Here is a 20,509-nt window from a genome sequence, read left to right as displayed (position 1 = left end):
TCATTTCTAACCGGAATTCCGGAGCCCCGGTATCTTTCGCAGTTATAGTATAATTATAACTGCATCTTCCATAATTGCAAGCCCCAAATTAAACCGGAACATTATTATGAGACGACCGTTCCGGAATTCTTCTTATTCCACTTCCGCATCACGTAAATATAATACGGGATCAGCGGAATCAGTGCCGCGATCCACGCAGCCGGATCAGCCAGACACACGCCTGCAAAGCTTGTTTTTCCGGCTACGAACATGACAATGGCACTTCTTGCCACCAGCTCAAAAATTCCTCCCACCATCGGTACCAGTCCATATCCCAGTCCCTGAAGGCCGTTCCTGTAGAGGAAAATACTTCCAAGGAACGGATAAGCCCAGAACACTGTGTGGAAATATGTAACGGACACATTGATTACATCTGTCTGAGATTTGTCAATAAACAACCAGGTCATATATTTTCCGAAGAAGAACATAATGACCATCGTAATCACACTCCAGATCAGAATCATGATCTGGGTATATTTCATACCTTCTTTTACACGATCTATTTTTCCGGCGCCGCGGTTCTGTCCCACATAGGTTGCTGTTGTCGCGCCAAAAGCCACAAATACAGTCGCAATGATATTCTGGATCTTTCCTGCTGCAGAAAATCCTGCCATGTAAACAGAACCGTAAATATTTACCGCTCCCTGGACGATAATGGTTCCGATGGCTGTAATGGAAAACTGCAGTCCCATGGGAATACCAAGTGCCAGAAGATAGCGGAAGCTGGTAAATGAAACTTTGAAATCTTCTTTTTTCAGATGAAGGATCGGGAATTTTTTTATGATAAAGAGCAGGCAGCACACGGCTGAGATTGCCTGCGCGATCACGGTAGCATAGGCGCAGCCCTCAACACCCATTCCTCCTTTTACAATAAACGCAATATCCAGGATCACGTTGATCACTGCTGAGATGATCAGAAAATACAGCGGTGACTTGGAATCTCCAAGGGCACGTAAGAACGCTGCCAGAGAATTATACGCTGCCGTCACGATAAGGCCGGCATAGATGATCCCCATATATCCCTTCACAGAGCCCATCAGCTCTTCCGGAGAATTCATCAGCCGCAGGATCGGCTCATTTAAGGCCTCCAGCCCGATTGTCATCACAATGGCAAAAGCAGCTGCCAGATAAACAGACATCGCCACATAATGGCGCATCTTATCATACTGCTTTGCTCCGAACCACTGGGATACCAGAATCGCAAAACCACTGCTCAGCCCGTTCAGCCATCCGGTAACAAAAAACATCAGCGAACCGGTACTTCCGATCGCAGCCAGTGCATCCACACCCAGAAACTGTCCTGCAATAATGGAATCTGCAATGTTATAAAACTGCTGAAAAATATTTCCAAGACACATGGGAATCATAAACCGGATGATCAGCTTCACCGGATTTCCTACTGTCATGTCATTAGTTGTGTCTTTTCCCATTTTCTGTCACTCCTCTCCCCTGTTTATAAACTTATATAACATAGCAAAAAATATCCTGGATGTCAACGCATTCCAAGATATTTTTTATGCTTCTGTTTTTTATTTATCTGTATTCAGTCATAAGCTTATATAAGCCTTCGGCAAAAATTTCTGTCATCTTTTTCAGACTGTCAATACTTATGAACTCATTTGCCTCATGAGCCAGCTCTTCCTCATACGGAAACAGCGGCCCAAAAGCAACTGCATTAGGAAGTGCCCTGGCATAGGTAGCTCCACCGATCGCCATCGGTTCTGTCTCCATATCCCCGGTTACCTTCTGATATGCTTCCATCAGACACTTTATAAGCGCAGAGTCCTTTTTATGGTACACTGGTGCCAGATAATCTACTTCATTATATGCAAAATCATATTTTTTCAGCTGTTTTTCCAGAAGTTCTTTTATGTCATTGTATTCTACAGATGCAGGATAACGGATATTGCACTGAAGAAGAATTTTTCGATTTTCATCCATGCTAACCGTACCAACATTGAAGGTCAGGACACCGGCTGAATCTTCCATCGCACAGCCAAGTCGTTTTCCGCTATATTCCATTCCAATAGCCTGATGAAAATTTTCTATGTAAGTATTATGAGAAAATTTCTTTCCAAGCTGTTTCAGTGTTTCCAGAAGGCACGAAACTGCATTAAAGCCTTTTTCCGGACTCATACAGTGTGTACTGATCCCCTTTGCTGTCAGTTTCACAAAACCATCTGCAATCTCAGCGGTTACCTGCTCCGGCAATATAAGCTCTTTCATTGTGATTTGCGGATCCTGACATTTCAGAAGGCAGCTTGCCTCATCCGGAACAATGTTCCGGCTGCGTCCTCCCCTCAGATCCACCAGCTGTATCTCAGCCTTCTCATCCACATACGCAATCGAAGACAGATCAAAATCAAGAAGACCTTTTTCGCAATACAGAAGCGGAAAGTTGGCATCCGGCACAATAGAAACCTGCGGAAGATTTTCTACGTGATCCAGATAATAGCGGATACACTGCCAGCTTTCTTCCTCATCAGTTCCTACGATCATTCGCAGACAGGTATCCTCCGGAATCAGCTGATTGTCAGCCAGATACTTCATAGCATACAGGGATGCGATCAGCGGACCCTTATCATCCGAGGTTCCTCTTCCATAAAGCTTCCCATCCTTTTCCACGGGATCAAACGGCGATGTATTCCATCCCTCACCCGCACTGACCACATCTGTATGACAGAGAACACCTATTATACGTTTTCCCTTTCCTATGGTAAGCTCTCCTGCATAACCATCATAATTTTTCACCTGAAAGCCCATCTCCTGTCCCATTTTCAGGACATATTCCAATGCCTTCCGGATATTTTTTCCAAAAGGAGCTCCCTTTGACGGAGCATCTTCAAACACACCTGGTATCGCTACCAGCTCACCAAGTCGGTTTACCATGTCCGGTGTGTTTTTTTCTATGTATTCTCTGATCATTTAATTCTCACCCTTTTTTACCAGTCTCCAGATAAGATATAAAATTCCGGAAACTAACATTCCGTTGATAAAGGAGATTCCAACTGTCAGAAAAGTCGCTGCAAACCCAAGTGCCCAGGTCACGATTCCTGCAGCAGACCATCCCTCGCGAAGTGTAAAGTTTTCTGCCCTTCCTTTACCAAGGATCCAGTATTCTACAATAAACAGTGCAATGATCGGCATAAATGCATTTCCAAGAAGCGTCAGAAAACCTTCAAAATTTCCAGCTACTCCAACAGCTGCCAGCACTGTTCCCACTGCTCCCAGCACAACCGTTGCCAGAGAACGTCCGCTTTCTTTCAGATTAAATACCATAACCGCATTCAGACCTGCACTGTAGGCATTGGTCGTATTGGTCGTCCATGTTGCAAGGATAAGCACGATCATTCCAAGGAATGGAAGTCCGATGTCTGAAAATACCAAAGAAATATCATACTGCTGTGCGATTCTTGTCATCACTGCTCCAAGGATCAGCATTGCCATTCCCGCAGGCATCACTCCGATTGCAGAAGAAAGTACTGTGTCTTTTCTTGTTCGCTGATATCTTGTAAAATCCGGAGCATTCAATGCACCGGTAGCCATAAAGCTGATGGTAAGCACAACACCATCTGCAAAACTCATGGAAGGCTTGTCGATAACCATGCTTAAATTTCCTGTACCGAAACGCTGGATCGCAACCACACAGCCGATCACAGTAACGATCACAAGTGCCGGAATCGCTATTTTGTTTAATTTATCCAGAGCATTGATTCCATATACCGCAGTGACCAGCATGATCACACCCCATACGACCGTGGATAACGGAATCGGAATCTTCACGCCTGTTCCTGCCTCGATCAGATTGGAGAATGCAGAACCACAGACACCATTCTGAACTGCAAACCATCCGATCATGGAAATCATAAACAACGCAGAGATCAGTTTGGAGGATCCCTGTTTTCCAAAAACTCCTGAGGCGACCACGCAGGTCGGTACACCCAGGTCGCTTCCCATAATCCCGCAGAATATCATCAATGCTACGATCACCGCATATCCGATCACACCGGACCAGATCGCCTGTGACATGGGCATAGCCTCTGCCAGGATTCCTCCCAGCATCAGACTCGGCACACAGATCATAATACCGGCCTGGATCATGGCAACATCAGCCCAGCTTTTTCTTTCCCCCATAGGAACCTGTTCCAGCGTGACAGATTCCACATTTCCTGTTTTCTTTTTCTGTTCCACTCTCATACCTCTTTATTCTTTTTTGATCTCCAGCATAGATTCGATCCGCACAGCCAGAGAAATGATCTCATGAAAAAGCAATGGCTGCTCCTCTACATCGAGATAATTTCTCAATCGGTTAATGCGATAGCGGATCGTATTTTCATGCTGTTTCAGTTTTCTGGCGGTTTCCTTAAAATCTCCATTGCACTGCACATATGCCCTTGTGGTAAGAAGCATATCCTTCATTCCTTCTTCTGTTGTTTTCACTGCGATCTCACGGCAGAATTCATCATAGAATTCCTGCATCTCACGACTTCCTCTTATTGGAAGAAGCAGCTGCTGCGGAGATAACGGATCATACACCTGAAGACTTCTGTCTGAAGCCTGTGCCATATCCAGCGCATCTCCAGCTTCCAGCAGCGTACGTTCCACCCGGTATCTGGCATAGGGCCTTCCTATTCCCAGCCTGCGGCCATTGCAGCTTCTGAGAAGCTGTTCACATACAACACTCCTATGCTGCTCCAGCTCCTTTATGGAATCTGCGCTCAGAATGCAAATGTCATAATTATCCGAGGGAATAAAAATATCAAAAGCAGAGCATACATCTCCCGTTGCCCTCCGACGTGTATTCTTGCGCTTTTCATCCCGTACATAAATGGCCTGTACATATTCCCGCACGCCTGGATTGATGCTGAGAAGAATTTTCATCCGCTCCTGCGGCAGAGTTTTGGCTGCCAAGATCTTATCCAGCTTCAGCTGATTGAGCACATTGGTCTGCTCCTCCAGAATACACTGATTAATGACTCCAAGAACTTCTGCATAGGAAATGTCTTTCTGCATACAGATCACGGGGAACTGTTTTTCCTCACAGAAAAGCAACATTTCTTCTGAAAAAAGTTCTGCCCGCTCTTCCATCATCACACACAGTCCGCTGCAGTTTCCTCTTACCAGCAGTTCCAACACCTGCATCAGTTCTTCACTGTCGGGTTCAAACTGCAAAAGTGATGTGATAAAAAAATCTCCAGGTGCAAGAATATCCTTTTCCAGGACATCCTCCTGAAAGGGTGCATCAAAAACAGATGCTCTTTTTACGATCCGGGTAAGTCCATCCTGTCCTGCCAGAATTTTTACATTTTCAAATAAAGGTGCATTTAAAATCTGCAATAAAGATATATTCATATGATCTATTCTCTGAATGCAGCCAGTTCTTTCAGATACGGATCCACCATTTTTCCTTCGTCCATGATCTGAACACCATCCAGCCATACGGAAGAATTCAGACAGATACCATCACAGTGAGATTTTGCGTCCTGTCCATGTGGCGGTGCGTCAAACGGACTGACATAGCCGATTCCCCATTCTGTGGATCCCCACACACGTTCATCTTCCACGATATTTCCGGTAAGGATCGCTCCCGGATTAAATCCATATGCAATATGTGCAAGCTTGAACATGCCTTCATCCTCAAAGCTTTTCAAATGTTTTTCAAAAACAGCTGCATCGCTGCCTCCTTCAATTTTTACAATTTTACTGTTTTCAATCGTAAGACGGATCGGTGCATCAGGAGTTGTTCCAAACGGCGGTGTCACAGAACCGTCAAAAACGATCACTCCATTGATACTTCCAAAACGAGGTACAACATTGATCTGCCCGGTGAGCATATGGATTCCCGGAACAGTTGCATTGCCGCAGTCACATGCTGTATAGTGTCCCGGATCGATCTCAAAAGAAACATCACAGCCTGCCGGTGTTGTAACCCGCATGTTTTTTGCATTTTTTGTTCTTGCAGTGATCTCCAGCATAAATCTTTTCAGCTGCTCTGTTTCTACATTTCCAATCGTACGGATCATCAGCTCCGGATTGAAATCTACTAAGCACATATAACGCATTTTTTTGTTTTCTGCCTCAGCACGTTCAAATGGCGTAGAATACAGAAGCCACTGATGATTGAACTCGATCCATACATCTGCACAGAGAAGCGCCGCACTTAACGCATCTACCGGAAGATCCGGGTCTGCCGCCTTTCCTACTCCGCCTGGTGTTGGAACGGAAATCACCATGGCATGAGCACCTGCTCTTTTTGCACTGTCCTTAACTGCCTGTACAACGGACATGTCTGAATCATCATCTGCTGTAAGGATCACTGTCTCTCCGGCCTTTACACCAAAGATCTCTTTTACCAGCTTATCTGCTGCTGTTTCAAGTGTGATATTCATGTTTTCTATTCCTTTCGTTTTCATAGCTTTTCACTAAAACGCTGTAATTATTTATCATGATATCACAGTGATTTTTTTATTTGTATGGAATTATTTCAAAATATAATATATAAATTTGTAAATTCTCCAAAATATAAGCCATGGCAGCTCCTGCCATGGCTTATGAATCCTTCACAGCTATTATATTATCTGTTTTCATGCTTTCACAGCCCACCGCATCTTTGTGGATCTGGCTCTGCCGTTCTGGGCACATTCCTGAACGGAAGGACGGATCACATCTTTTGCGTAGTCTGAATAGATTCCTTCCTTGTAGCCCTGCTTCAGTGCTTTTTTTACCAGCTTGTCCTCTCCGGAATGGAAAGTAAGGATTGCCACACGTCCGCCTGGCTTCAGTGCTCTGGGCAGCTTTTCCATGAAGTCATAGAGAACCTCGAATTCCCGGTTTACATCAATACGCAGTGCCTGGAATACTCTCTGGCAGGTTTTTTTCACTGTGTCTTTCCTCTCCTTCTCAGGCAGAAATGAAAGGGTTTTCTCTATAACTTCCCGAAGCTTCGTGGTGGTATCTATATGATTTCCTCTGCGGATCTCGTCTGTGATGGCTTTTGCGATCTCCTCACAGTACGGCTCGTCCGAATTCTCGTCCAGCATTCCGGCAAGCTCTTCCCTGGAAATCGTATCCAGACGTTTAGCTGCACTGATCCCGGCTTCCTGGTTCAGTCTCAGATCCAGCGGTCCGTCCACTTTAAAGGAAAAACCTCTCTTCGGATTGTCGATCTGCATGGATGACACCCCAAGGTCAGCCAGGATAAAATCAAATCCACCTGCTTCTTTTGCGATCTCGTCAATGGTGCAGAAATTCTGAAGTTTTACAGTCAGCATATCTTCTCCAAAACCCTGCTCGGCCAGACGTTTTTTCGTCTTGGCAGACTCTTCCGGATCCACATCTGTTGCATACATGTGCCCCTGTCCTTTCAGACATTCCAGCATGGCCTTCGTATGCCCTCCATATCCCAGCGTCGCATCAAATCCTGTCTCGCCAGGCTTGATATCCAGAAAATCAATGATCTCTTTTACCATAATGGAAATATGCATTCCAGCTGGTGTGTTGCCCTTGCTGATCACATGCTCGATCGTATCTTTATATTTTTCAGGCTGAAGCTCTTTATATTTCTCCTCAAATTTCTTCGGATATTTCCCCTTATAACGTACACGCCGCTTGTGTGGTGTCTGTGTTTCCTGGTTCATAATTTCCCCCTTGATTTATTATTGAAATTCATCCTGTTCTCATCACATAAAGCTTTGACCTCCTGCCATATCTCCAGGATCAGTCATAAATATTTAGTAAACATATCTTATCTATAATATCATGAATCCTTTTCTTCGTAAATCATCACTTTTCACGCTTTACTTCCAAGGGCTTTTTTCCTTGCACGGTATTTGGAACGGATATATTGTCCGGCTTTTGACAGATCACTGGTTTTCCACTGGCTTGTCTTTCTTGTTCCGGAAAACAAAAACGAGCATGATTCATTCTTGTTGCTCAGACTCCAGCAAAAATAGCTGATGTTATATTTATTCAGTCTGGTCAGCCATTTTCCTGTAGATGAAGTGCTGATTCCACCTCCTCCGCTGGCTGCCGACATACCAAACTCTGTGACCATCACCGGAAGATTCTTTTTCTGGCATAAACCAGCTTATCTGGCAGATATTGGTTGTGACTCCATTCATTGGCATAAAAATGCAGGGAGTACATAATGTTCTTATATCCTTTGATAGGATTTTTTGCCACCTCATTGCTGGTTCCGTCTGATCCCAGCTGAGACCAGGTCGGAGTTCCCACGATGATCACCGCGTTCTTGTCATATTTTCGAATGGTTTTTATAACCGATACTGCATAAGAACGGATGGTACTCCAGCTACAGCCGTTCGGTTCATTGCAGATCTCATAGATAACATTCTTCTGCTTGCTGTATTTTTTTGACATTGTGGCAAAAAAAGATTTCGCCTGGCTTAAATGGCTTTTCGGATTTCCGTCATTTAAGATATGTCAGTCAATGATCACGTACATTCCTAGCTCCGTGGCATATCCCGCAGCTGAAATTTGTTCCTGCTTGCATCCACCAGATCTGCACCTTTTACAGACAGTCTTCCATGTCTGGATACCGGTGTCGCTGCTGCTCCGTAAACAACCCTCTCCTGTCCGGCCGGTGTTGTCGTACCAACCAGAAACAGCACAAGGATCAGTGCAAGAATCCGACGCACTGCCAGTCCTTTTTTCTTTAACATCATCTTTTTTCCTTTTACTTTCCCATATACTACATCCCGACAAAACGCAGCAATATCTGCCTTTGATATCATCATATCATTAACCGCTCCAAAACAAAAGCTGTATTCCAGCAAATACTCTCAAAATTTTCGCAAATCCGCCAAATCCATTCCTCATTTTCTGTTTTTCTGCTATAATTTTGATCATACAATATAAACGGGAGGTTTTTACAAAAATGACCATTTACGTTGACGCTTCCGCCCTGCACACAGGTACCGGAACAAAAGAAGCTCCATTTAAAACCATTCAGGAGGCTGCCTGCGAAGCCAGACCAGGAGACACTGTCCTGGTAGCTCCCGGAATTTACCGTGAGGCCGTGGATCCCATCCATGCAGGCACAGCCGATCTGCGGATCACCTACCGTTCCGCACAGCCGGGGCAGGCACATATTACAGGAAGTGAACCGGTAAAAATCTGGGTAAACATCGAAGGTTCCATATGGAAAGCCGCTATTCCCAACGGCATTTTCGGCGATTATAATCCATTTACCACTTTGATATCCGGAGACTGGTTCATTGCTTCCATGATCGCACACACAGGAGATGTTTTTCTCAATGAAAAATCCATGTATGAGGTTACAAGTCTTGACGATGTGAAATCCCCGGTAAAAAGTGATCTTTCCTGGGATCCTGATTTTTCCCTCTATACCTGGTATACAGAACAGGATGTACCAAACGATCAGACCATTCTGTATGCAAATTTTCAGGATAAGGACCCCAATCAGGAAAATGTGGAGATCAGTGTCAGAAGAAACTGTTTTTATCCTTCCAGAGAAGGAATCGGCTACATCACTCTTTCCGGCTTTAAGATCAGCCAGGCTGCTACCCAGTGGGCTCCGCCTACTGCTTACCAGGAGGGAATGGTCGGCCCGCACTGGTCCAAAGGCTGGATCATTGAGGACTGTGAGATTTATGAAGCCAAATGCAGCGGTATCTCTCTTGGAAAATATCTCCAGCCAGAGAATGACAACAAATGGCTGAAATGGAAATATAAGGACGGCACCCAGACAGAACGTGACTGCATCTGCCAGGCTTCCTATGAGGGCTGGGACAGGGAGCATATCGGTTCCCACATTATCCGCAGATGTAACATCCATCACTGCGGACAGACTGGTATTGTTGGACATCTGGGAGGAATTTTTTCCATTATTGAGGATAATCATATTCATCACATCAACAACAAGCAGAATCTGGCCGGTGCAGAGATCGGTGGAATCAAGATGCATGCAGCCATCGATGTGATCATCCGTCGGAACCACATCCACAACTGCACCAGAGGAATCTGGCTGGACTGGCAGGCGCAGGGAACACGGGTCACAGGAAATGTTTTTCATCACAACTGTCTGCCCTTTGATTTCACTGACTGTGAAAAAGTATACAACTGCGTAGGCGAGGATCTTTTTATAGAGGTTTCTCACGGGCCGACTCTGGTTGACCACAATCTTCTGCTTTCGGACCGTGCTCTGAAGCTTGCTACCCAGGGTGTTGCGCTGGTACATAACCTGATCTGCGGTTCTCTCGTTTCCGTAGGAATCGGAACAGACAATGGGGCGCCGGTTCTTCCGTCTCCGCGATACACTCCTTATCATGTACACCACGGAACACAGATCGCAGGCTTTATGACGATCCTTCATGGAGATATGAAATTTTATAACAATATTTTTATTCAGAAGGAAATCCGCCCGTGCATGAAAGAGCTTTCTGATCTTATGGGAAACGACGGAAATATGTGGGATGACTGCAATGTACTCACCGGTACTTTTCCGTATGATGAGTATCCCACTCTTTCCGAATGGAAAAAGAATTTCGAGGGCTACTGTGGAATGGGCTCAGATGTAGGGGATCTTTATTATGAACATCTTCCTGTGTGGACGTCAGGCAACTGCTATTTCAACGGTGCCCGCCCCTGGAAAAAGGAGTCTGATGCGCTGGTAAATACAAAAGATACCGTAAATATTTCTCTGGAAGACACAGAAGACGGCTGGTATCTTCATACCAATCTCTACGATTTCCTTCCGGAAAAGTCTGCCGGAATCATCTCCACAGAAATTCTTGGCATGGCTTTTGAACCGGAGCAGAAATATGAGAATCCGGATGGCTCAGCGATCATCTTTAATCATGATTTCTTCGGAGATCACCGTGGCATACATACTTATCCTGGACCATTCGAAAATAAAAAATCAAGCACGAAGCTGCTGTTCTAAACAGTAAAAAATCCCTGACCAGCTGAAAAATTCACCAGCGGGTCAGGGATTTGTTTTTTCACAAAAATTTTGTTTCATAAAAATGACCTTGCAGTACTTTCGTACCACAAGGTCACTCCTATTACTTATTGTATTACTCTTATGCGTTCTTCTTAGCGATAGCTGCCTGTGCTGCTGCAAGACGAGCGATCGGTACACGGAACGGTGAGCAGGATACATAGTCAAGTCCGATCTCGTTGCAGAACTCTACGGAAGACGGATCTCCGCCGTGCTCACCGCAGATACCTACGTGAAGTTTCGGGTTAACCGGTTTTCCAAGCTCGATAGCCATCTTCATAAGTTTGCCGACACCTGTCTGGTCAAGCTTAGCAAATGGATCGTTCTCGAAGATCTTAGCATCATAGTATGCGTTAAGGAACTTACCAGCGTCATCACGGGAGAATCCGTATGTCATCTGTGTAAGGTCGTTTGTACCGAAGCAGAAGAAGTCAGCCTCTTTAGCGATATCATCAGCTGTAAGAGCTGCTCTCGGGATCTCGATCATAGTACCAACCTCGTACTCAAGGTCAGAACCAGCTGCTTTGATCTCAGCGTCTGCTGTCTCTACAACGAATTTCTTAACATATTTAAGCTCTTTGATGTCACCAACAAGCGGAATCATGATCTCCGGTTTGATGTTCCAATCCGGATGATTCTTCTTAACATTGATAGCTGCACGGATAACAGCGCTTGTCTGCATCTTAGCGATCTCCGGGTAAGTAACAGCAAGACGGCATCCACGATGTCCCATCATCGGGTTGAACTCGTGAAGGGAAGCGATGATTGTCTTGATCTGCTCAACTGTCTTGCCCTGAGCGTCAGCCAGTTTCTTGATGTCCTCTTCCTCTGTAGGAACGAACTCATGAAGTGGCGGATCAAGGAAACGGATTGTTACAGGATTTCCTTCAAGTGCCTCATAGAGTTTCTCGAAGTCTCCCTGCTGCTCCGGAAGGATCTTAGCAAGTGCTGCTTCTCTCTCCTCTACTGTCTCAGAGCAGATCATCTCACGGAATGCATCGATTCTGTTGCCCTCGAAGAACATATGCTCTGTACGGCAAAGACCGATTCCCTCTGCACCAAGCTCACGAGCTTTCTTAGCATCAGCAGGAGTATCAGCGTTTGTACGAACTTTCATTGTTCTGTACTTGTCAGCCCATCCCATGATACGTCCGAACTCACCAGCGATCTTAGCATCTACAGTCGGGATAAGTCCGTCATAGATGTTACCTGTTGTACCATCGATGGAGATTGCATCTCCCTCATGGAACTCTTTACCAGCAAGTGTGAATTTCTTGTTCTCCTCATCCATAGCGATGTCGCCGCATCCGGATACACAGCAGGATCCCATACCACGAGCAACAACGGCTGCGTGAGATGTCATACCACCACGAACTGTCAGGATACCCTGAGCAGCCTTCATACCTGTGATATCCTCTGGGGATGTCTCAAGACGAACAAGAACAACTTTCTCTCCTCTTGCAGCCCACTCAACAGCGTCCTCTGCAGAGAATACGATCTTACCGCAAGCAGCTCCTGGAGAAGCACCAAGGCCTTTGCCCATCGGTGTAGCAGCTTTAAGAGCGGCTGCATCGAACTGCGGATGAAGAAGGGTATCAAGGTTACGAGGATCGATCATTGCAACAGCCTCTTCCTCAGTTCTCATTCCCTCATCAACGAGGTCACAAGCGATCTTAAGAGCAGCCTGTGCAGTTCTCTTACCATTACGTGTCTGAAGCATATACAGTTTACCATGCTCTACAGTAAACTCCATATCCTGCATATCTCTGTAATGTTTCTCAAGAGTCTCGCAAACCTGTTTGAACTGTACGAATGCTTCCGGGAACTTCTGCTCCATCTCGGAGATGTGCATAGGTGTACGAACACCGGCAACTACGTCCTCACCCTGTGCATTGGTAAGGAACTCACCGAACAGACCGTTAGCACCTGTAGCAGGGTCACGTGTGAAGGCAACACCTGTACCACAGTCATCACCCATGTTACCGAATGCCATCATCTGTACGTTAACAGCTGTACCCCAGGAATATGGGATATCGTTGTCACGACGATATACGTTCGCACGTGGGTTGTCCCAGGAACGGAATACGGCTTTGATTGCACCTACTAACTGCTCCTTCGGATCAGTTGGGAAGTCAGAACCGATTTTGGATTTATACTCAGCTTTGAACTGGTCAGCAAGCTCATGCAGGTCAGCAGCTGTAAGCTCTACGTCCTGCTTAACACCTCTCTTAGCTTTCATCTCATCGATGAGCTCCTCGAAGTATTTCTTACCAACTTCCATAACTACGTCAGAGTACATCTGGATGAATCTTCTGTAGCAGTCCCAAGCCCAACGCTCGTTGCCGGATTTCTCAGCAAGAGTGTTAACAACTTCTTCATTTAAACCAAGGTTGAGGATTGTATCCATCATACCTGGCATAGATGCTCTAGCACCTGAACGAACGGATACAAGCAGAGGATTTTCTTTGTCACCGAATTTCTTACCGGTAACTCCTTCCATCTTGGTAATTGCTTCCATGATCTGAGCCATGATCTCATCATTGATGGATCTGCCATCCTCGTAGTACTGTGTGCAGGCCTCTGTTGTGATTGTGAAGCCCTGCGGTACAGGAAGACCGAGGTTTGTCATCTCAGCAAGGTTGGCACCTTTGCCGCCCAGAAGATTTCTCATAGTAGCATTACCTTCTGTAAACATGTAAACCCATTTTGCCATTTTACATTTTCCTCCTAATTATTGTTCTTTAAAACATAAAAATGTATGTTTTCTACGCACATAATTATTTTATAGATTTATCCCTCATTAGTCAAGGTTATTCTTCCAAAAAACAGCAATTTATCTTGTCAAATCTGACAGATTTTACGGTTATTTTTTCTATCTGCCGTATTTTCCTCGTTATTATCTGTAAAATGTGCTAAAATATAAAAAAACTCACAGGAGGTTTATCATGATACGCACAATAGAAAACAATACTCTCAGGATTTCCGTTTCTGATCACGGTGCCGAGCTCACCAGCATTTATGACAAGGTAAATGACCGCGAAGTTCTCTGGCAGGCAGACCCCGCTTACTGGAAACGCCATGCACCGGTGCTTTTTCCGAATGTAGGCCGCCATTACAATGACACCTGGCGTCTTAACGGAACGGAATACACTTCCAAACAGCATGGATTTGCAAGGGACAGCGAATTTATCTGTACGGACATCACAGATTCTTCTCTTACCTTCGTTCTGAAGTCTTCTGATGAGACACAGAAATCTTATCCCTTCTCCTTTGCCCTCAAGATCACCTACACTCTGAAAGAGCATGATCTGGATGTATGCTGGGAAGTCGTAAATGAAGATTCTGAGACGATGTACTTTACCATCGGTGCCCACCCTGCCTTCTGTGTTCCTGCACGTGAAGATGATGTGCAGAGTGATTACCACCTTGCTTTTGAGGGACAGACTTCCCTTACTTATCTTCTTCTGGACCCGGCTTCCGGAACAGCCATCTCAGACGAACCGCATACCCTTACCCTGGAAAACGGAAGCTGTCTTATCGCTGCACATATGTTTGACAAAGATGCTCTTGTTTTTGATAACGGACAGATCCAAAAAGCCAGCATTCTGCTCCCTGATGGTACTCCGTATGTAACTCTTACCAGCGAAGGCTTCCCGAACTACGGAATCTGGTCTGTACCAGGTGCTCCTTTTGTATGCCTGGAGCCATGGATGGGACGTTGTGATGACCGTGGTTTTACCGGCGAGCTTACCGAAAAATCCAATATCAATGTTCTCAGGCCAGAGGAAGAATTTATCAAGAGCTATCAGATCACTGTACACTGATCTGAACTTTTCTTCAGATATATCATCATACAGGACACGGCGCAGCCTTCAATCAAGGTCTGCGCCGTGTCCTGTTGTATTCCGATAACTTCGTAATTTCTCTTATTCTCTTACAAAATGATACTGATAAGCCTTATATTCACCCATCTCCACAGGAAGCGGGATTCCCGCGTACATCAGTGCCGCTCCGGAATAAATCTTTCCGGAGGACTGCTCCTTGTACAGTGCATTCTCCTCAAGTCCCCGCAGCTGTACATAATTCACTGTCATATTTCCATGAATTTCTTCCATTACAACATTCAGAAGCACTTCCTCCTGCGACTGTCCCAGGATTTCCCATGCACAGATTTCACTCTTTACCGGATCTGTCAGGCGATAGTACTTTCCATTCTGAATCAGCGGGGCAAATCTTCTGTACTCTTCAATCTGACTTCGGACCTCATCTTTCTCTTCCTCCGTAAGCTTCAGAAGATCCAGTTCATAGCCGAAGGTTCCTGACATGGCAACCACGCCTCTTGTATGTAACGGTGTAACTCTTCCAGTCTGATGATTCGGCACAGCCGATACATGAGAACCGACTGCTGACACCGGATAACCGAAAGAGGTTCCATACTGAATTCGCAGTCTGTCAATGGCATCGGAATTGTCACTGCACCAGATCTGCGGTGTGTAATAAAGCATGCCGGCGTCGAATCTTCCGCCACCACCACTGCAGCCTTCGATGAGAAGATCAGGATAACGGTTCACCATACGGTCCAGAAAATCGTACAGTCCCAGAACATAATCATACATCACGCGTCCCTGATCTTTTGTAATAACAGAAAATACATCCATCAGGCTTCGGTTCATATCCCATTTAACGTACTCAATGTTTGCCTGATCCAGAACTTTGCTGATCTGGTCAAAAATCCCATCTACTACTTCTTTTCTGGAAAAATCAAGTACCAGCTGGTTTCTGGAACGCACCGGCTTTCTGCCCGGAATTGTCAGGGCCCAGTCCGGATGCTCACGGTAAAGGTCGCTGTCCTCTGAGATCATTTCCGGTTCGATCCAGATACCGAATTTCACGCCAAGGTCATTTACCTTTGTGACAAGCTCTCCCAGCGGACCGCCAAGCTTCTCCTCATTGACATACCAGTCACCAAGACCGCTGTTGTCGTCATCACGCTTGCCGAACCAGCCATCATCCAGCACCAGCATATCGATGCCAAGGCTCTTTGCCTCTTTTGCAAGAGCATATAAAGTTTCTCCTGTAAAATCAAAGTATGCCGCCTCCCAGCTGTTTACCAGAACCGGGCGTACCTCTGTCTTATATTTTCCACGGCAGATGTGATGGCGAATGCAGTCATGCAGGTTCTGGGAAAGACGGTTCAGACCTTTATCTGCATAGCTTAAGATCACTTCCGGCGCATAAAAGCTTTCGCCTGCTTCCAGAGGATAGCGGAAGCAGTCCTCCTGAACACCGAGGAGCATTCTGGTCTGATTATACTGATCCTTGAGAACCTCTCCCTGGAAATTTCCACTGTATACAAATGACATGGCATAACAGCTGCCATTATCCTCTGTAGTATCCTTATCCGCAAGAATCATAAGCGGATTGTACTGATGGCTTGAGGTTCCACGGACACTGCCGATCATCTGGCTTCCGTGAGCCACCGGCACTCTCTGCAGATTCCGTTCCATGGCATGTCTGCCATAAAAGGTGAGTAGCTCATAATCACCATAAAGGAAATCAAGCTCTGCGGACATAATCTTATTCACGTAGATCTTTTTTTCACTCCGGTTGCGGATGTATGCACTTCGGGTAATGATATCTGTTTCCGGGAGTACTCCGTAGAGCAGCATGGCTTCCACACCGGTAGCCGGATCCTCAAGAACGATTTCAAGAGTCTGTGCCTCATCATTATCTGCATAAACAGCCGGCAGACCCGGAAGACTGTATTTACCGTCACGGATGGTATAACTCTTATAGCGCATATCGCAGCTCATGCTGCCGTCGCCATTTTCCAGCATCAGGGCTGTGCTTCTGAAATCCCCGTTTCCGAAACAAGAAAACTCCTGCGGAAGTGCATCCATAGAGTAAGTTCTGTCACTGCCTGCATCATAAGGATTTCCGGAAAAGCCTCTGTCATAGTAAGTCAGAAGATGCTCCATGCAGCCCTCAGCTTTTTTGCCATAGTAAAGATGAAGGAGGAATCCATATGGATCCACCTGCATCTGATATGTTGTTTCTTTCGTCTGTAATGTAAATGTCCTGTCTTTTTCACAATAGATTATTCCCATATCGGATTCTCCTTTTTGTCAGTTTATTTTACCGCACCGTTTACAACACCATTTAAAATGTGCTTCTGGCAGATCAGATAGAACAGAAGGATCGGTAGAAGTGCAAGCAGGTAAGATGCAAACGCAAGATTATAATTGGTTCCAAACTGTGTCTGGAAATTCAGCTGTGCCAGTGGAAGTGTGGTTCCTCCGTTGGAGCCGGACATGATAACAAGTGGTGTCATAACATCGTTCCAGGTTCCCAGTGCAGTCAGAACTGCAACCGTCGCATGCATCGGCTTCATGATCGGGAAAATGATCTTCCAGTAGGTTGTCCAGGTGCTGGCTCCGTCCACGCAGGCTGCTTCTTCAAGTGCCATCGGGATATTTGTCAGATATCCGGAATAAAGGAGCACGTTCATCGGCATATAAAATACAGTGTAAAGAATGATAACTCCCACCCTGTTGTCAAGGCCCATCTCAGCAGTCTGCTTTACGAGCGGCATCATCAGGATCGCAAACGGCACGAACATACCGCTTACCACATAAAGATAAATAAATTTATAAAATTTGCTGTTTTTGTTTCTTGCTATAGCATAACCCAGAAGAGAATGAATTACAATCGCAAGTATTACAGTAATCACTGTGATCAGCACACTGTTTCCCAGAGAATGCCAGAAATCGGTTACCCGCATAGCCTCAGCAAAATTGGAAAAGCTGAATTTTTTCGGCAGAGAGAGGATTCCTGCCACGCTGTTTGTCATTTCACTTGGCTGCTTGAACGAGATCACCACAGTCATATAAAGCGGAAATACTACGGTCACAAGACCGAGGATCAGAAGGATCGTTACCGGCCAGTTTACTTTTTCCCTTACTTTTGTCTTCATTACAGCTGTTCCTCCTTTTTACCTGTGATGGTCATCTGTGCTACGGAAATGATCACGATCACAACGAAGAATACCACGGCATTGGCACTCTGGAAACCGAACTGACCGCCACTCATACCGTTGTTGTAGATCAGGTAGGAAATAGACTCTGTACTCTGTGCAGGACCGCCTTTTGTCAAGGCCATGATCTGGTCAAATACCATCAGGAAGTTCTTCACACACAGTACCATGTTGATGCTGAAGAACGGAATGATCAACGGAAAGGTCAGATAACGGAATTTTGCAAAGCCGGTAGCTCCGTCAATGGCACCTGCCTCATACACATCCTCCGGAACTGTCTGAAGACCGGAGATATAGATGATCGTGTTCATTGCGATGGACTGCCATGCACACACAACCACGATAGCTACCCATGCAAGGCTTGTGCTGGAAAGCATACTTGAGGAAAAGGTTTTGCTTCCGATGGCTTTTCCGAACGCCGGAAGAATGTATGTAAATAAATAGTTGAAAATATATCCTACAACAAGAGCTCCAAGTACATTCGGGATAAAATAAGCTCCACGCAGTGCACTCTTGAAACGGATCTTGCTGTTCAGTCCCAGTGCCAGGAGCAGACTGACCACATTGGTCACGATCGTTGCCGCAATAGCCAGCTTAAAGGTGAACAGATAGGAGCCACCTACTCTGCTGTCCGTAAAAAGATCTTTATAGTTTCGAAGGCCAACCCAGTCATAGCTTCCATATCCCTTAAAGTTGGTAAAGCTGTAGATCACACCTTTGATCAATGGCAGTGTGTTAAAGCAGAAAAACAGTGCCACAATCGGAATCGTGATCAGCAGAAATGTCATTTTTCTTCCACTCATAGATTTTTTTCCCATGATCAGTTCTCTCCTTTCTCCTGTTTCTTCTCATAATCCTGAACCTTACGGATAATATCACGATTGTATCTTATCCAGTCTTTGTCAAATTTCTTCAGGAATGCATCCTCGTCTTTTTTCATCAGGAAGGTCTGGATCTGTGCATCTACTGCCATCTCGGACGGATAATAATGATCCTGATAATCGGCCATTTTTCCTTCTTTTATGTATTCCTTCATTCCATCCAGTGTTTCCGGCAGTGTGAAATCGCCTTCTTTACATGGAACCGCTTTCTGGTCGTCCAGGTATGTCTGTATATTCTCATCCTCCAGAAGGAAATCCAGAACTTCATAAGCTGCTTCCTTGTTCTCGCAGTCATTCATAACACAGAACTGAAGGTCAATACCGGAATTCAGTTTGTTTTCTGACGGATCGTTGCTTGCCGGAGTTACAAAAGAATCAATATTCATATCCGGATTTACGCTCTGAATCTGCGGGATCGCATAGCTTCCAATAGGATACATAGCTGATTCCCCGTTTGCAAAGGCTGTGCAGGCTCCGTTGTAGTCATAGGCAAATGGATCATCCGGGCCATACGGAAGAAGCTCCAGCATACGGTCCGCAGCCTCCTTATACTCTTCCGTAAAGGTCGTTTCTCCCTTGTTTACCTGCCGGCATACATCTGCCGGCGCAAGATCTACTGCAATAGAGTTCCACGGTGCAAGACAGGTCCATGTGTCCTTAAATCCAAAATACAGGGGAAGAATGCCTGCTGCTTTGATCTCCTCACAGAGATCCATGAATTCATCCCAGGTTGTCGGGATCTGCCATCCATGTTCTTCAAACATGTCCTTGTTATACAGAATTCCTGCTGCATTGGCCACATAAGGAACTGCATATACGCCGTCCTCCGGAACAAATTCCAGTGCCTTATCGATCTCTTTGTATGCGTCCTTGATCGAATCCAGTCCCTGATAATCCGAAATATCCATCAACATGTCCGAGTCCAGGAAATTGGAATAGCTTACCTCACCGCCGATTCCAATGATATCCGGATTGTCCTCCCGGATAAATCTTGTTTTCAGCACAGTCATTGCATCATTCGGCGATTCAATGGTAAGATGAATATCATCGTGAGTGGCATTGAACTTTTCTTCCATCTTTTCGAATGCTTTTACCGCTTCCGGCTTATACTGGACAAGTTCTATTTCCGTTTTTCCGCTGTCTTTTTTTCCCAGGCTACATCCACTCAATACGGTTGTGGCCGCCATGGTAAAGGCAAGTCCCATACAGAATATCCATTTACTTCTGTTTCGCATCTTATTATGCTCCTTCCTTCTCTTTCTCTGAAAAGCTCTGTTATCACCCGTCCCTAAAATATACTTTCCGGGGATATACACGTTCTGCTTTCCGGTATCATTTCTTTGTAGAACCTATTTTAACATAGCTTTATGCTTGTATAAATAGCAGCATTTTTTCTGTTTTATATCAAAATGCGTCATTTTGCCATATCATTTAAAGTTATCTAGCATTTTGATATATTATGTTTTTATTTCCTTATGTTTTGTTTTTTTACATCTTCCAGAATCTCCTTACTTCAATATTTTATCTGAGATGAGCATATTCCAGTATTCCGCCAAAATCAAATGGTTTCTCGAGAAA

General features: G+C 45.2%; 16 protein-coding genes. 2 read left to right on the top strand and 14 right to left on the bottom strand.

What is annotated here, in order from left to right:
- Positions 1-104 precede the first annotated feature (104 nt).
- From WMO28_RS05930 to WMO28_RS05890, 9 genes are all read right to left on the bottom strand, one after another.
- On the bottom strand, positions 105-1,469 hold the full coding sequence (locus tag WMO28_RS05930; protein WP_349056351.1) for an MATE family efflux transporter: 1,365 nt from the start codon (positions 1,467-1,469) through the stop codon (positions 105-107).
- A gap of 103 nt (positions 1,470-1,572) precedes the next feature.
- Positions 1,573-2,964 (bottom strand): dipeptidase PepV, encoded by a 1,392-nt coding sequence (pepV, locus tag WMO28_RS05925; RefSeq protein WP_349056350.1) that lies wholly within the window; start codon positions 2,962-2,964, stop codon positions 1,573-1,575.
- Complete coding sequence (locus WMO28_RS05920; RefSeq protein WP_178642838.1) at positions 2,965-4,230, bottom strand: cytosine permease; 1,266 nt, start codon at positions 4,228-4,230, stop codon at positions 2,965-2,967.
- Positions 4,231-4,242: 12 nt separating this feature from the next.
- Positions 4,243-5,391: a PucR family transcriptional regulator ligand-binding domain-containing protein gene (locus WMO28_RS05915; RefSeq protein WP_178642840.1), complete on the bottom strand. Its 1,149-nt coding sequence runs from the start codon at positions 5,389-5,391 to the stop codon at positions 4,243-4,245.
- Positions 5,392-5,396: 5 nt separating this feature from the next.
- Positions 5,397-6,428 (bottom strand): 2,5-dihydroxypyridine 5,6-dioxygenase NicX family protein, encoded by a 1,032-nt coding sequence (locus WMO28_RS05910; RefSeq protein WP_178642841.1) that lies wholly within the window; start codon positions 6,426-6,428, stop codon positions 5,397-5,399.
- 195 nt (positions 6,429-6,623) lie between these two features.
- Complete coding sequence (rsmH, locus tag WMO28_RS05905) at positions 6,624-7,676, bottom strand: 16S rRNA (cytosine(1402)-N(4))-methyltransferase RsmH (RefSeq protein ID WP_178642842.1); 1,053 nt, start codon at positions 7,674-7,676, stop codon at positions 6,624-6,626.
- Between the two features lie 152 nt (positions 7,677-7,828).
- Positions 7,829-8,092, bottom strand: coding sequence for a hypothetical protein (locus WMO28_RS05900; RefSeq protein ID WP_349056404.1), 264 nt, complete (start codon positions 8,090-8,092; stop codon positions 7,829-7,831).
- Positions 8,092-8,415: a cellulase family glycosylhydrolase gene (locus WMO28_RS05895; protein WP_349056348.1), complete on the bottom strand. Its 324-nt coding sequence runs from the start codon at positions 8,413-8,415 to the stop codon at positions 8,092-8,094. The genes WMO28_RS05900 and WMO28_RS05895 overlap by 1 nt, the downstream gene beginning before the upstream one ends.
- Positions 8,416-8,501: 86 nt before the next feature.
- Positions 8,502-8,792: a hypothetical protein gene (locus WMO28_RS05890; protein WP_349056347.1), complete on the bottom strand. Its 291-nt coding sequence runs from the start codon at positions 8,790-8,792 to the stop codon at positions 8,502-8,504.
- A gap of 140 nt (positions 8,793-8,932) precedes the next feature.
- Between WMO28_RS05890 and WMO28_RS05885 the strand changes: the two genes are divergently transcribed.
- The gene (locus WMO28_RS05885) at positions 8,933-10,960 is read left to right on the top strand and encodes a right-handed parallel beta-helix repeat-containing protein (RefSeq protein ID WP_178642843.1); all 2,028 of its coding nucleotides are present in this window, start codon (positions 8,933-8,935) and stop codon (positions 10,958-10,960) included.
- 139 nt (positions 10,961-11,099) lie between these two features.
- Here the strand turns inward: WMO28_RS05885 and ppdK are convergent, their stop codons facing one another.
- Complete coding sequence (gene ppdK / locus WMO28_RS05880; protein ID WP_015525819.1) at positions 11,100-13,730, bottom strand: pyruvate, phosphate dikinase; 2,631 nt, start codon at positions 13,728-13,730, stop codon at positions 11,100-11,102.
- A 232-nt stretch (positions 13,731-13,962) separates the two neighbouring features.
- Here ppdK and WMO28_RS05875 point away from each other — a divergent pair, with 232 nt between their 5' ends.
- Positions 13,963-14,841, top strand: coding sequence for an aldose 1-epimerase family protein (locus WMO28_RS05875; RefSeq protein WP_178644125.1), 879 nt, complete (start codon positions 13,963-13,965; stop codon positions 14,839-14,841).
- A gap of 102 nt (positions 14,842-14,943) precedes the next feature.
- On the opposite strand, the gene WMO28_RS05870 is transcribed toward WMO28_RS05875, so the two are convergent.
- From WMO28_RS05870 to WMO28_RS05855, 4 genes are read right to left on the bottom strand one after another with little or no spacing between them, the layout of a single operon-like run.
- A complete protein-coding gene (locus tag WMO28_RS05870; protein ID WP_178644123.1) occupies positions 14,944-17,124 on the bottom strand; it encodes an alpha-galactosidase in 2,181 nt (726 codons plus the stop codon).
- 23 nt (positions 17,125-17,147) lie between these two features.
- Positions 17,148-17,990 carry a carbohydrate ABC transporter permease gene (locus WMO28_RS05865; RefSeq protein ID WP_349056346.1) on the bottom strand — a complete coding sequence of 281 codons (843 nt, stop codon included), beginning with the start codon at positions 17,988-17,990 and terminating at the stop codon, positions 17,148-17,150.
- On the bottom strand, positions 17,990-18,868 hold the full coding sequence (locus WMO28_RS05860; protein ID WP_178644119.1) for an ABC transporter permease subunit: 879 nt from the start codon (positions 18,866-18,868) through the stop codon (positions 17,990-17,992). The genes WMO28_RS05865 and WMO28_RS05860 overlap by 1 nt, the downstream gene beginning before the upstream one ends.
- Before the next feature lie 2 nt (positions 18,869-18,870).
- Entirely contained in the window at positions 18,871-20,166 is a 1,296-nt protein-coding gene (locus WMO28_RS05855) for an extracellular solute-binding protein (RefSeq protein WP_178644117.1), read from the bottom strand.
- Positions 20,167-20,509 lie beyond the last annotated feature (343 nt).

Source organism: Blautia aquisgranensis (assembly GCF_040096615.1).
In the GTDB taxonomy this organism is placed as follows: Bacteria; Bacillota; Clostridia; order Lachnospirales; family Lachnospiraceae; genus Blautia_A; species Blautia_A aquisgranensis.
Note: the sequence above shows the minus strand (reverse complement) of the source record. Positions and strands in the feature narration are given on the sequence as shown.